The 14,341-nt window shown below is 40.2% G+C and carries 12 protein-coding genes and 5 tRNA genes; 7 read left to right on the top strand and 10 right to left on the bottom strand.

The window, feature by feature from the left end; translation table 11 throughout:
• Together ABIS04_RS06240 and rlmKL are read right to left on the bottom strand one after the other, a co-directional pair.
• Positions 1 to 237 carry a glutaredoxin family protein gene (locus ABIS04_RS06240; RefSeq protein ID WP_350432925.1) on the bottom strand — a complete coding sequence of 79 codons (237 nt, stop codon included), beginning with the start codon at positions 235 to 237 and terminating at the stop codon, positions 1 to 3.
• Positions 224 to 2,362 carry a bifunctional 23S rRNA (guanine(2069)-N(7))-methyltransferase RlmK/23S rRNA (guanine(2445)-N(2))-methyltransferase RlmL gene (gene rlmKL / locus ABIS04_RS06235; RefSeq protein WP_350432924.1) on the bottom strand — a complete coding sequence of 713 codons (2,139 nt, stop codon included), beginning with the start codon at positions 2,360 to 2,362 and terminating at the stop codon, positions 224 to 226. Before rlmKL ends, ABIS04_RS06240 begins: the two co-directional genes overlap by 14 nt.
• 295 nt (positions 2,363 to 2,657) lie before the next feature.
• Between rlmKL and ABIS04_RS06230 the strand changes: the two genes are divergently transcribed.
• From ABIS04_RS06230 to ABIS04_RS06210, 5 genes are all read left to right on the top strand, one after another.
• A tRNA-Met gene (locus ABIS04_RS06230) sits at positions 2,658 to 2,733 on the top strand.
• 45 nt (positions 2,734 to 2,778) lie between these two features.
• Positions 2,779 to 2,854: transfer RNA gene (locus ABIS04_RS06225), tRNA-Met, on the top strand.
• Between the two features lie 86 nt (positions 2,855 to 2,940).
• Positions 2,941 to 3,016: transfer RNA gene (locus ABIS04_RS06220), tRNA-Met, on the top strand.
• 224 nt (positions 3,017 to 3,240) lie between these two features.
• Positions 3,241 to 3,316, top strand: a tRNA-Met gene (locus ABIS04_RS06215).
• A gap of 68 nt (positions 3,317 to 3,384) precedes the next feature.
• Positions 3,385 to 3,460: transfer RNA gene (locus tag ABIS04_RS06210), tRNA-Met, on the top strand.
• Positions 3,461 to 3,881: 421 nt separating this feature from the next.
• Here the strand turns inward: ABIS04_RS06210 and ABIS04_RS06205 are convergent.
• From ABIS04_RS06205 to prmB, 7 genes are all read right to left on the bottom strand, one after another.
• Positions 3,882 to 4,244, bottom strand: a complete 363-nt coding sequence (locus tag ABIS04_RS06205; RefSeq protein WP_140233770.1) for a rhodanese-like domain-containing protein — start codon at positions 4,242 to 4,244, stop codon at positions 3,882 to 3,884.
• 436 nt (positions 4,245 to 4,680) lie between these two features.
• Positions 4,681 to 5,223, bottom strand: a complete 543-nt coding sequence (locus tag ABIS04_RS06200) for an RNA methyltransferase (RefSeq protein WP_140233769.1) — start codon at positions 5,221 to 5,223, stop codon at positions 4,681 to 4,683.
• Between the two features lie 23 nt (positions 5,224 to 5,246).
• A complete protein-coding gene (locus tag ABIS04_RS06195) occupies positions 5,247 to 5,525 on the bottom strand; it encodes a YfcL family protein (protein ID WP_140233768.1) in 279 nt (92 codons plus the stop codon).
• A gap of 3 nt (positions 5,526 to 5,528) precedes the next feature.
• Complete coding sequence (locus tag ABIS04_RS06190) at positions 5,529 to 6,668, bottom strand: ATP-NAD kinase family protein (RefSeq protein ID WP_350432923.1); 1,140 nt, start codon at positions 6,666 to 6,668, stop codon at positions 5,529 to 5,531.
• A gap of 51 nt (positions 6,669 to 6,719) precedes the next feature.
• Positions 6,720 to 7,901, bottom strand: a complete 1,182-nt coding sequence (locus ABIS04_RS06185) for an MFS transporter (protein ID WP_350432922.1) — start codon at positions 7,899 to 7,901, stop codon at positions 6,720 to 6,722.
• A complete protein-coding gene (gene aroC / locus ABIS04_RS06180) occupies positions 7,901 to 8,995 on the bottom strand; it encodes a chorismate synthase (protein WP_350432921.1) in 1,095 nt (364 codons plus the stop codon). Before aroC ends, ABIS04_RS06185 begins: the two co-directional genes overlap by 1 nt.
• A 56-nt stretch (positions 8,996 to 9,051) precedes the next feature.
• Positions 9,052 to 9,996, bottom strand: a complete 945-nt coding sequence (gene prmB, locus ABIS04_RS06175) for a 50S ribosomal protein L3 N(5)-glutamine methyltransferase (RefSeq protein ID WP_350432920.1) — start codon at positions 9,994 to 9,996, stop codon at positions 9,052 to 9,054.
• Positions 9,997 to 10,075: 79 nt separating this feature from the next.
• Between prmB and smrB the strand changes: the two genes are divergently transcribed.
• The gene (gene smrB, locus ABIS04_RS06170) at positions 10,076 to 10,603 is read left to right on the top strand and encodes an endonuclease SmrB (protein ID WP_140233764.1); all 528 of its coding nucleotides are present in this window, start codon (positions 10,076 to 10,078) and stop codon (positions 10,601 to 10,603) included.
• 135 nt (positions 10,604 to 10,738) lie between these two features.
• Here smrB and sixA read toward each other — a convergent pair whose 3' ends face one another.
• Complete coding sequence (gene sixA / locus ABIS04_RS06165) at positions 10,739 to 11,212, bottom strand: phosphohistidine phosphatase SixA (protein ID WP_350432919.1); 474 nt, start codon at positions 11,210 to 11,212, stop codon at positions 10,739 to 10,741.
• A 189-nt stretch (positions 11,213 to 11,401) separates the two neighbouring features.
• On the opposite strand from sixA, the gene ABIS04_RS06160 reads away from it, so the two are divergent.
• Positions 11,402 to 14,191, top strand: coding sequence for an insulinase family protein (locus ABIS04_RS06160; protein WP_350432918.1), 2,790 nt, complete (start codon positions 11,402 to 11,404; stop codon positions 14,189 to 14,191).
• Positions 14,192 to 14,341 lie beyond the last annotated feature (150 nt).

Here is a 14,341-nt window from a genome sequence, read left to right as displayed (position 1 = left end):
CTAATCTCCTAAAAATTCTTGTAATTGCTCGGCATCAAAAGGCCAAAATAGTTCACGTTTACCCTGTACAAATACCGGAATATTCATACCGTAACGTTCTGCAAGTGATTCGTTCTCGCAAATATCAATATGTTGATAATCGATAGCAGTTTGTTCAATCAAAGCTTGGGCTATGTCACACAGATGACAACCCTCTGTGTGATAAAGCACGTACGCTATTGAACTATTTTTTTGCATGGGTCAGTAACCACACATTATGAATATGCGGATTACGTTTATAATCCAGCGGTAAACATAAATGGTCGATATTAGTCACGTCGATACCAGCTTGATTTAACGCTTCAATATCCATTTTAAATTTACGTTTGTTATTTGAAAATATAAGCTCGCCATTTGGAGACAACAGCTTAATCAGTTCACCTAACATTTCAGCATGGTCACGTTGAACATCCCAACTGTCTTCCATACGTTTTGAATTTGAAAACGTAGGAGGATCAATAAAAATTAGATCAAACTTCTGTTGGCTGTTGTCTTTGATCCACTGTAAACAGTCTGCTTGAATAAAGTCGTATTGTTTACCCGACAATCCATTTAAGGCAAAATTTTCTTTAGCCCAAGTGATGTAGGTGTTGGACATATCGATGGTTGTGACCGATTTAGCCCCACCAATAGCCGCATGTACAGAGGCAGAACCAGTATATGCGAATAAGTTAAGGACATTCTTACCCTTAGATTTATCGCCAACCAACTTACGTGTAACACGGTGATCAAGGAACAAACCAGTATCCAAATACCCCGTTAAGTTGAGTTTAAATTTAGCACCGTATTCTTGTGTAATAACTTCAACTTTACGTTCATCAATCTTTTGATACTGGCTAGCACCTTTTTGACGCTCACGGGTTTTTAACGTAATACGATCTGGATGGATACCTAAAGCACCAGGCAACGCTAATAACACATCACTAATACGGCGTTTAGTAACCGCTTCTGGGATCGTTGCTGGTGCTGAGTATTCTTGAATAACCACATAATCGACATATTTATCAATCGCGACGTTATATTCTGGCAAATCGGCATCATATAATCGGTAGCTGTCGATGCGCTCTTTTTTAGCCCATTTAGCAAATTGTTTAACATTCTTTTTAATGCGATTAGCAAATGCTGGAGCGATGTCGGTAATATCAACGCCTTCTGGCAATACCGGTACATCTCGGCGAGTACTTTTAGCATGCAAAGTGTAAATATTGAACGCGCACTCTAATGCACCGTTAAACATTTTCATCTGCTTATCGGCTTTAAGTTTTAGAGAAGAAATTAGTTCAATATCGCTGCACAACATGGCAATTTTCCAGCCACCAAACTCTTTCTTAAACTTGTCACCTAATTGGTAGTAGAGTTGTAAAAGTTCAGTCACATTACCTAAACGCTCACCATAAGGAGGATTAGAAATCAAAAAGCCTTCACTCACTGGTGGAGTGACATCGAGTGCATCTGACACGCTAAATTCAATTAATTCAGCCACACCAGCATTTTCAGCATTGCGCTTAGCGATAGAAATCAGGTGAGGTTCTATGTCTGAACCGTAAAATTTGAGCTTACAACGAGTTTTGCCCAATGTTGCACGCGCTTGAGCTTCGTCAAAAATAACCTGCCACATTGCTTTATTGTGACTTTGCCAATTTTCGAAACCAAATTTCTCGCGTTTTAACCCTGGTGCAATATCGGCAGCCATTAATGCAGCTTCAATGAGTACCGTTCCACTACCACAAAATGGGTCAAGTACAGTAATAGGGTTAGCTTGCCAACCACTGCGTACCAACATATTAGCAGCGAGATTTTCTTTTAATGGTGCTTCACCCGTAGTTGAACGGTACCCACGCTGATGTAAAGAGGCGCCAGAGAAGTTCATTGAAATAGTTAGTTGACCGTTACGGTAATGAGCATCAATTTTAAAATCTGGATTAACACGTTCTACATCCGGACGAGGTGTACCATCATCACGAAAACGGTCAACTACAGCATCTTTAATTTTCAACGCACCAAATTGAGTGTTGTTAATAAATCCACCCGTGCCGTGAAAATCAATACTGAAGGTTTTTTTATGGGAAAAATGTGATGGCCAATCAATGCAGTATGCTGCGTTATAAAGTTGCTCAGCAGAATCACAAGCACCTTTATAGATCACTAATACGATACGACTCGCTAAACGGGTCCATAATGTAATTCGATAAGCCAGCTCTAGAGATGCACTAAAATACACTCCGGCAACACTTTCTTTGACGTCGGTGGCTCCAAACTCTTTAAGTTCAGAAGCAAGGCTATATTCGAAACCCTTTGGGGCAGCAGCAAAAAAATTAAACATGTATTAGTCAGTCATCGGTTACGCAAAATTCAGTGCAGCATTATACCTGCTCAAACACATAACCCCAACGACTTATCGAAATGGGCGGTTAAATTAGCTTATTTTAGGGCTAATTTGGTATTATTGTACGATAAAGCAGTGACTCGCTTATTTTACCAGCAAACAAATTACAAGCGCCTAGATTTTGCTTGCAAATATAAAGCGAGATCGCTATAGTTCGCCCCGCTTTGAAGCAGACTGTTAAACACGTTAACTAGCAAGTTTGATAGAATGAATTAAAGCAGCGTTTATCGGACGCGGGATGGAGCAGTTGGTAGCTCGTCGGGCTCATAACCCGAAGGTCGTAGGTTCAAGTCCTGCTCCCGCAACCATTTCTTTAGTCAATAGAATTAAAACAATTGAAAGCGTTTATCGGACGCGGGATGGAGCAGTTGGTAGCTCGTCGGGCTCATAACCCGAAGGTCGTAGGTTCAAGTCCTGCTCCCGCAACCAATTCTTGTTTAACAAGAATAAAGATAAACGGATTGAGAATACATTCTTCGTCAATAGAATTAAAATAATTGATAGCGTTTATCGGACGCGGGATGGAGCAGTTGGTAGCTCGTCGGGCTCATAACCCGAAGGTCGTAGGTTCAAGTCCTGCTCCCGCAACCATTTTCTTGTTTAACAAGAATAAAGATAAACGGATTGAGAATACATTCTTCGTCAATAGAATTAAAATAATTGATAGCGTTTATCGGACGCGGAATAGAACTATTGATAGCTCGTAGGGCTCAACTTTATATAAACAAGAGTCGAAGGTCGTAGCTTTTTATCAAGTCCTGCTCCCGCAACCACTTTCTTATTGATAAGAATAATTAAACGCAGTCAAAATCAGTCGCGGGATGGAGCAGTTGGTAGCTCGTCGGGCTCATAACCCGAAGGTCGTAGGTTCAAGTCCTGCTCCCGCAACCAATTTTGAAAAGTAGAAGATAATGTATTCTTAATCAATAGAATTAAAATAATTGATAGCGTTTATCGGACGCGGGATGGAGCAGTTGGTAGCTCGTCGGGCTCATAACCCGAAGGTCGTAGGTTCAAGTCCTGCTCCCGCAACCATTTTCTATTAGTAAATATCTATTCTTACCTAAAATCACATCATAAAAAAAGCACTTAACTAGATTCGTCTGGCTCAGATTTTATAAACAAAAAGTCGAAGGTCGTAGTCTTTTATCAAGTCCTGCTCCCGCAACCATTTTCTATTAGTAAATATCCATTCTTACCTAAAATCACATCATAAGAACAGCACCTAACTAGATTCATCGGGATCAGCTTTTTATCAATAAAGAATTGAAGGTCGTAGCTTTTTATCAAGCCCTGCTCCCACAATCATTTTCTATTAGTAAATATCCATTCTTACCTAAAAGCGCATCATAAACCCGGCTCCAAACTCGTCAAGCTCAAAGTTGAAAACGGTTATAACCTCAAGACAATAATTATCATCAAGAAACGAACAACATATTGTCTTATTGTTAGCATTTTATTTCGATGTTGGCAGCGATAATTTCCACCAGCTAAGCATTCCATCTTCAAGTTGATATACTTCATCAAGTCCAAACTGTTTGAGTTTTCTAACCCCTGGAATACTTCGATGAGCTGATAAACAAATAACAACAGTTGTTAAGTCTTGTGATAGACCAAGCTGTTTTATTTTTTCAATTGAAAACGATGTAATAGGCAGGTTTAACGAGCCTTCAATATGTGATTTGTCCCATTCCATTTTAGACCGAACATCTACAATCTGAATATCATTTTTTTGTAGGCGTTTATACACCTCTGGGGCGCTCATTTCGGGCACTTTCCCAAGCGGTAGCCACTGGAACAGTTTCTTTAATATCGGCATATATACATTCCTAATATGAGTCCTAAAATGAAGTCCTAAAAAACTTCATTCAGAACGTTCAAACCTGACTAAGTCATCAATCTAATGACGATTAGCACAAATCTCATTATTTTCACTTAAAGGTCTTTTATAATGGTCTTTCTATTTATAACGTCTACCACTTGAGTCAATAATTCAAGTTTTCATCAACTTATGATCTGTATTTATCTCACAGGCTGCAAATCAAACATTCATTACTAACAAATCCCCATAGTCTCTCCGCTATTTGAATACAATTACGCTGCATGGCATGACAAGTCATTACCATGATTAAACATTACAAACATTCCCAGTGATACTTGTCAGACCTTTATGGCAAAGTATTTTATGTTTTAACACGCTCAAATAAAAATGCCGGATGATTTCTCATCCGGCATTTTTTGTATACTTAAAAAAGTTACTTCAACCAGTGTTTCACTTTAGTGCGATTATTATTGTCTCGGCTTTGCTTAATCAATTCATCATCAGCTTTGATTTGAGTCGTTTTAGCTAAACGGTCATAAAGCAAAACATTCACAGATGCGGCTAAATTCATACACCCGACAGTAGGTACATACACAACATCATCAGCAGCATCAATTAATTGCTGTGGAATGGTGCCATCTTCCGGACCGAAAATATAAAAGGCATTATCTGGATGAATAAATAAAGGCAACGGCGTCGCCCCAACAACAAGATCAACACATACTATCGTTGCGCCATCAGGCACACTATCAAGTAGTGACTCTACGCCAACTAATGGGATACGCTTGGCGGCATCTTTAGTGTCCACATCGTATTGGGCATCACCCGACTTAGCCGCTAATTCGTAGCGTTTGCCTGTATAGCAAACATTATCGACATTGTAACAACCTGCAGCTCGCATAATGCCGCCAACATTGACCGGCGTTTTTGGGTTAACTAAACCAATAGTAACTTGTTGAAAAGGAGAATTTACCATAAAAGCTGTTTATCTATTCCAAGTTATGCCGCTTGAGCGGCAATACGTTGACGTAACTGCTGCCATGCAGCTTCCACTAATGAAAAATCGTGTTCATCTAATTCTTCATTTGCCAACGCAAGACATTTAACCAACTTTTGATCAAGCGCGGCTAAATCTTGTTCAGGTTCGACTTCTAACTCGGCTAATACTACGGCTACGTGGCCTTGTAAATAACCACAGGCAAATAACGCATCGTCATCGCTGTGGCTAACGCTGTCTTCAATCCAAGACTCTAATGCTGCATCGTACTGCTCTAACATGTTCTAATTCTCCACTAAATCTGGGTTGGCTACTTGATACATCACGTAATCATGGTAACCCGTGACTATTTTGTAATAGCCAGTAAGCGCTTTATCTAATTCAGGGTCGCCACTATCCACAATTAATGGTCTACCTTCAAGTGCTTTTAGCTTAGTTTTTGTGGCTAGGATTAAAATATCGTCTTTTTCTAGTTGCCGGATGAGTTCCGGTGACAACTGCTGATTGCCACGGCCCAATATATGCCCTTGCCCGCCGATTAAGGTAATCACCAGTTTGGCCCTAGGATACATTTTTTTATCAGCGATTAACGCGAGTAATTGCTGTGCTGTAACATCCTTAGCAATGACGCTTTTATGATGAATAACATCGACACCAAGCAAAGTATTGTCTAAGCCAAGGTCTTCCATTACTGCCGCTACGGTGCTACCTGATCCCATGATATAAAGTTCATCGTCCATCGATTCGATCACATCCGCGGCAATATCGGCCAACACTAATTCATCAACCTCTTTACCGCCCATCTTCACGGCTTGTATATAACGTGGAGCAGCAGGAACCGTCATTTCACCAAACCGTTTCGCTTTTACAATTCCCTGCCTAAAGGCAATCTCATCAATGTCCATGATGTCAGCAGACATTAAGCTCACTAACTCACCTTTGAGTAACATACTGACGACGAGCCCAGAAGCATGTGGGGTTATACCATAAACACCCGAGTGAATTTTAACACCAGCAGGAACGCCCAACACCGGAAACGAGTCATCAACCATAGAATAAATATCGCGTGCAGTACCATCGCCACCCGCAAATAATAATAAATCCAGTTTTTGCGTTAGCAAACCGATAACAGCTTGTTGTGTATCTAGCGAAGATGTTGTTTCGTGACAGGTATAAATCTCTTGAGTGGTAAACCCCATTTGGCGACATAATTCCCCTCCCATGTCACCAGATGCAGTAATAATTTCGATTTGTGGCGCAAACGGTAAAATGACTTCCAGAGCCTGTTGCATACGTAATTGTGCTTTTGGCGTTGCTCCTTTGGCTACAGCTTCTACCGCCACGCCATCAGAACCTTTTAAAGCAACACTGCCGCCGAGGCCTGCTAACGGATTAATGATTACCCCTAAGCGAAAACGTTTCACGTCGACTCCTTAATACTGTGATTACAAGGTATTGCGACAACACAAGTAAGATTAGCTTTTTAGTGTATTAGCAGGTGCTTCGCCATTAATATTGGGAATAAGCAATACCGCTATCATAGATAAAAATGCACAAGCGGCAGCAAATACCCAAACCCACATTGTACTACTACCATCTCCCCAAATCATGCCACTTATCCAAGTGCCTAATGCACCGCCTACACCAAAGCTGACACTGGCATATAACGCTTGTCCAGTGCTGCGATGACTGACATTAAAATGACGGTGAATAAAATGGATGGAAGCGGCATGGACTAAACCAAAAGTAAATGCATGCAATAATTGGCTAATGACCAATAATGAAACGTGTTCAACACCAAAAGCTAACAGTAACCAACGAACGACTGTTAACAAAATACTCACAACAAGTAATACTCGAATACCGTATTGACGAATAAGCCGGGATGAATAAAAGAAGATAACAATTTCGGCTAGCACACCTAAGGCAACTAGCACTCCAGCGATGGTCTCGGAGTAGCCAACCTGCTTTAGATACAATACAAAAAAGCCATAAAATGGTCCGACACTCATCTGCAGCAACATTGCAGACAACATAAACCACACCAATGATGCATCAAATGTTAGTTTAGGCCGTTCAGATTTATTGACTACCACACTGCGGTTAGCTGGTAATGGTAATGAGCAAGCAAACAAACCTAAAAACAATATCATCCCCATATAAGGCAATATTTCTGGGCCCCAATGATCAATGGCTAGGCCACCACTAATGACCAGAACGATATACCCTACGCTACCCCAGCTACGAATAGCACCATAACGCTCAGCTTTATCGCCTAGCGTTTCTAACGTAATCACTTCTAACTGAGCAAGAATAGAATTCCAAAAAAAAGTGTATATTGCCAAACTAACCGCAAGGTATAAGAAGCTGCCGTCAAAGAAAAAACTGATGTAGGTAATCGCTGCAGCACTGGATCCAAGCTTTATCAATTCTGAACGCATACCAGTACGATCGGCCACGGCCGCCCACACATTAGGCGCGACAATTCGAGTGGCCATTAAAATGGCCAACAAAAAACCTATCTCTTGGGCATTGAAACCTCGGCTATCAAAGAATACTCCTAAATAGGGAACCATGATGCCAAGAATAGAGAAAAAGAAGAAATAACAAGCGCTGAGCCAGCGTAAATCTGGCTCAGCGCGTTTAACTGAAGGCATTATCGCATTCCGATTACAGGGGTTTGGCTAGTCACATCGTGGTTTTGCGCACGATGTCTCAATAAATGATCCATCAACACAATTGCGAGCATCGCTTCGGCAATAGGCACAGCACGAATGCCGACACAAGGATCATGACGACCTTTCGTAATCATATCAATAGTCTCGCCCTGCACTGTCATGCTTTGACCCGGTACGCTAATACTCGAAGTAGGTTTTAGCGCAATATGAGCCACAACAGGTTGGCCAGATGAAATGCCGCCCAATACACCACCAGCATGGTTAGACGCAAAGCCTTGAGGTGACATTAAGTCACGACCTTCAGAGCCTTTCTGAGTAACAACGCCAAAACCATCACCAATTTCAACGCCTTTAACTGCATTTATGCCCATTAACGCATGCGCGATATCAGCATCAAGACGATCAAATACCGGTTCTCCTAATCCCACCGGAACACCAGTGGCGGCAACAGTAATTTTGGCGCCTATTGAATCACCAGATTTACGTAAGCCACGCATGTACTCATCTAACGCTTCTAATTTAGTGGCATCAGGGAAGAAAAATGCATTTTGCTCAATTTGAGCTAAATCAATAGTGTCAGCACTTATAGGTCCTAATTGAGCTAGGTATCCATGAATTTCAATACCATGAACTTGCTTGAGGTATTTTTTTGCTACCGCACCAGCGGCTACTCGCATTGCTGTTTCACGTGCAGACGAACGGCCACCACCACGATAATCACGCATGCCATATTTTTGTTGATAGGTATAATCTGCATGACCAGGACGAAAAGTGTCTTTAATGTCTGAATAATCCTGGCTGCGTTGATCGGTGTTCTCAATCAACAAACCAATAGAAGTGCCAGTGGTTTTACCTTCAAACACTCCAGACAAAATTCTCACTTCATCAGCTTCTCGGCGTGCCGTTGTGTAGCGTGACGTGCCAGGACGACGACGGTCTAAATCATGTTGCATATCCTCAACAGTTAACTCCAGTCCTGGAGGACAACCATCAATGATACAACCTAGTGCAACACCATGGCTTTCACCAAATGTTGTAACAACAAAATTTTGACCAATACTATTTCCTGACATGCGCGTTAACTACCTCTGTTAATTATTCACTTCATTGAGTACGATTCTTACCGCTATTATTCACTATCTTTATAGATGGCGAAAAGTGATTCATTTTCAACTAGCTGATCACGGGTTAACACAAATACGCCATCACCACCAAATTCAAAATCAACCCAAGTAAACGGCATATCAGGATATTGCTCAATCAGATGTACCATTGAATTACCAACTTCAACGACCAGCAAACCACTTTCGGTAAGATAATCTGCTGCATTAGCTAAGATACGCTTGGTTAAATCTAAACCATCATTACCAGATGCTAACCCAATCTCGGGTTCATGATGATATTCTTCAGGCATATCGCCAATATCTTCAGCATCAACATAGGGAGGGTTAGATACAATTAAGTCGTAATGCTGACCTTTTGGGATTGCCGAGAACAAATCAGATTGCATCGGGAAAACACGATCCAATACACCCAAAGATTCAATATTAATTTGCGCGACTTCTAGTGCATCTTCGCTAATATCTAACGCGTCAACTTCAGCGTCTTCAAATGCATAGGCACAAGCAATGGCAATACAAGCACTACCGGTACATAAATCCAAAATGCGATTAACCGGTTTGTTGTATAACCAAGGGCTAAATTGATTATTAATCATTTCGGCAATGGGTGAACGCGGTACAAGTACGCGTTCATCGACGTAAAATTCAAGCCCTGCAAAATTAGCTTTATTGGTCAAATACGGTACCGGTAAACGTTCACGTACACGGCGAATAATCAACTCAACAATTTTGTGTTTTTCACTACTGGTTAAGTTACTTAAAATAACCTGCTGGCCAACTTCTTCGGGTAAATGTAATGCATCAAAAACCAATGCAACCGCTTCATCCCAAGCATTATCCGTTCCGTGACCATAATAAATACCGGCATCATTAAAACGGCTGACAGCCCAACGTAACATATCAGCGATGGTACGTAACTCAGTGACAGCTTCATCTACAAAGATCTTATCCAAAACACACTCCTCAAAAATTGTTCTGAGCTATTGTAACTGATGTCTATTAAGATGACCTAGAATTCAATACAATACCCTAATGAAAGACGATAATTATTCAGACTTATCGCTGTTTAGTGCATTAATAGAGGGAATCAAACCGCTAAGGCAAGATACTCACCACTTTAAACAGCCTGTCAAAGCCAAACAACAGTTCGAAATAAAAGAACAGCAGATCCATGCTGATAGCTATTTTTCGGATACGTATCAGCCGCTTCTGCCGGTCGATGGTCCTATGCGTTGGATTAATAACAACACAGATAAACATGAATTAAAACGCTTAAGACGAGGAGATTACTCACCCGACCTATTGCTTGATTTACACGGAATGCGTCAAGCAGAAGCTAAACTTGAATTAGCAGCACTTATCCAAGCATGTGTGAAGCAAAGCACAATATGTTGCTGTGTGATGCACGGTTATGGAATGGGGATTCTAAAGCAACAAACACCAATGTGGTTAGCGCAACACCCAAATGTTAAAGCGTTTCATCAGGCACCGAAGGAATGGGGTGGCGATGCGGCATTATTAGTATTAATTGATATAGGTGATCAACCTCACCGACGTTGATCAAAGAATAAATTTTCTGCAAGCTGCAAGCTGCAAGTAAGGTAAGTAACTACTTACCTTACTTTAACGGTACAAGTTAACTGTTCATTATTTAACAAAATAATTATTTATAAATAATCGTAATCAACACAGCCATTACAATACAACTTGATGTGGTGAGATCATTGTCACTATACGATTATCAGACTCATTTTTATCAATGTGAGCCACTGCCGAGGTTGCAAATAAAGGTGGTTCCATACTCGGAACAAACTCACTCACCATAAAGCCTAATATTGGCATATGTGAAATGACCAACACATTATCTGCTTTATATTGTTCAGCATAAGCCAATATGATATCTACAGCTATTTTAGGATCACCAGACGGAACAACATCATCATCAACTACCCATTTTCTGGGTTCAGGTAAGTGGGTACTTACCTCTTGCCAAGATTGTTGAGCACGAAGGTACGGGCTAACAATGACCAAATCAAAATGACTAACCTGTTTAGCTAACCAATTTGCCATTAATTCAGTCTCAATACGGCCAGTTTCTGTTAATTTTCGCTCTTTATCTGACGGCGCGTCAAAACTCGCTTCGCCATGACGCATCAAAAATAGCTGCATACTTCTCTCATGATGATTTTTATTATTGTTCCTTGCCAATTGTAGCGCTAATCACTGCAACAACAAACCCAGTAGAAGGGTTATTTAGATAAACTTTAGTCGATAATTAAATAAAATAAGCCAAGGTAATTTGCTAAAAAGTAATAACAAGATCAATATATAACAAGTTATCTTTTCTGGAGCCTCCTCTTGCCTGAATTTCCAGCGGTTTATAAAAGCAAAAATGATCATCGTCAATATCAATATCGAGTATTAAACAATCAACTTCGAGTGTTGTTAGTTGAAGATATGCAATCAAATCAAGCAGCTGCATCTATGGCTGTCAACGTTGGTCATTTTGACGATCCCGCAACTCGACCTGGTATGGCGCATTTTCTTGAACACATGTTGTTTTTAGGTACCGAGAAATATCCAGACTCTGGCGAATACCATGCTTATATTAATCAACATGGTGGTAACAATAATGCGTGGACAGGCACAGAACAGACTAATTTTTTCTATAGTATCAACGCAGAAGCTTTAGAAGGTTCATTAGACCGATTTAGCCAATTTTTTATTGCTCCTAAGTTTGACTTAGAATTAGTTGATCGAGAAAGACAGGCAATCGAATCTGAATTTAGTTTAAAATTAAAAGATGATATTCGCCGAGTTTACCAAGTTCAAAAAGAAACCGTTAACCCCAAGCACCCTTTTTCGAAATTTTCCGTCGGTAATCAAACAACCTTAGCGGGTAAACAAGCAGACATTCGAGATGAGTTGCTGGCTTTTTATCAACAACATTACAGCGCCAATATCATGACATTATGCGTTGTCGCCCCCCGTCCAATAGCAGAACTGGGCATTATCGTTGAGCAATATTTTTCAAAGATCCTCAATAGAAATGTAAGTAAACACTATCCATCTGAAGCGTTGATAACAGAGGCTCAACAACAGAAACATATACAAATTGTACCGTTAAAAGATCAAAAGCGAGTCAGTATTAGCTTCGCACTGCCACAGATAGATCAATTTTATAAGCGAAAACCACTCACATTTATCAGCCATTTGCTTGGTAATGAAAGTCCGGGAAGTTTACTGTCCTATTTAAAAGTACAGGGATTAGCCAATAACTTATCTGCTGGCGGTGGAGTTAATGGTTACAATTTTAAAGACTATTCAATCAGCATACAATTAACCGACAAAGGATTTGCTGAACTTGATGAAGTCGTATCCTGTGTATTTGAATACATAGAACTGATTAAGCAACAAGGTATTCAAACATGGCGCTACCAAGAACGAGCTAATTTACTTGATACAGCATTTCGTTTCCAAGAACAGATCAAAACCTTGGATTTAGCGAGTCATCTCAGCATCAACATGCACCATTACGATATAAAAGACATTATTTATGGCGACTATCGTATGGATGAGATGCTTGAGGATGAAACCAAGCAATTGCTGTGCATGATGTCGGTGAACAATATGCGCCTCATCACAGTAGCAAAAGACTCGCAGGTTGATAGTCAAGCAAAATGGTATGACACCCCTTACCAAGTCAGCTCATTAACGGCTCAACAAATAGCAAAATGGTCAGCAATTTCTATAAGAGAAACACTTAAACTTCCTGAAAAAAATCCGTTTATTGTCGCCAACCCACGAGCTCGAGCAGACAAAAGTAATACACCAATACCGGCCATAGTCGCTGAAGGTGAAGGCTATCGTATTTGGCACAAAAAAGATGATGAATTCAAAGTTCCTAAAGGACATTTATACTTATCAATGGACTCAGATCAAGCCAGCTCTACGCCAAAAAAAGCAGCTTTAACTAGGCTGTACGTTGAAATGCTTATTGATTATCTAACGGAGCCGACTTACCAAGCAGAGGTTGCAGGACTTAATTACAATATCTACCCTCACCAAGGCGGTATTACGCTGCATTTAACAGGTTTTACCGGTAACCAAGAAAAGTTATTAACCTTGATTATCAATAAAGCACGCGAACGTAATTTTACTGAACAGCGCTTTAACATGATTAAAAAACAGATTTTACGTAGCTGGAATAATGTTGCTCAAGCCAAACCAATATCACAATTATTTACCAGTTTAACCGTCTCGCTGCAAAAAAGAAGTTTTGAACCCGCGAGAATGGCAGAGGAACTGGCATTACTCACCCTTGATGATTTACATAATCACGTAAGCGAATTTTATAAAAAAATATATCTTGAAGGATTAGTTTACGGAGATTGGCTAGTTGAAGAAGCTCAACAACTTGGCAAGCGATTACAACATCTATTGTCTTTAGTCACCAAACCCAGCGCCGAATCATCACGCGAACTTATCAACCTCGATAAAAGAGGCTCGTTACTTCTCGAAAAAGCCATTGATCATCAAGATAGTGCGATTATAGTCTACTACCAATCTCGAATGGCAACTCCGGAACGTATGGCGTTATTCAGTTTATTAAACCATACCATGTCATCTACCTTTTTCCATGAATTGCGCACTAAGCAGCAATTAGGTTACATGGTCGGTACTGGTTATTTACCACTAAACCGACACCCTGGGCTAATTTTTTATGTTCAGTCCCCCACAACAGGTCCAAGACAACTGCTCGAAGCAATTGACGAGTTCATAGCCGACTTTAATTATGCTGTTATGCAAATTACCAATGAACAATGGGAAAGCACTAAACAAGGCATGATCGCTCAAATAATGGAACACGATACCAATCTAAAAACTCGCAGCCAACGTTATTGGGTGAGCTTAGGTAATCGTGATTATGCATTTAATCAACGTGAAATGGTTGTGGCTTGTGTGGAACAACTCACAAGAGCCGATTTAATCAAGTTTATGGTAGCTCACATGCGCAGTAAGAATTGCGATCGATTAGTGCTGTTTAACAGTGGCGAACAGCATAATCAACAAACAAATTTGCGTTCAGATAATATGATCGTTGATTTAAAGGCGTTTAAACAGCAGGCCGATAAATTTCAGTTTTAGTGAATCTCTATCTCAGAAAAATGAAAAACATAAAATGAAAAATAAGTTGTTGTTAAGTTAACAAAGCTTGGCAAGCGAGGTTAACGGTACAAGGTACTAAATAAAACGTAAGTATTATTATAACTAATTGATTAAAAAATAACTTTATGC

The organism is Shewanella sp. H8 (genome assembly GCF_040285065.1).
Classification (GTDB): Bacteria; Pseudomonadota; Gammaproteobacteria; order Enterobacterales; family Shewanellaceae; genus Shewanella; species Shewanella polaris.
This window is presented reverse-complemented; position numbering and strand designations above follow the sequence as displayed.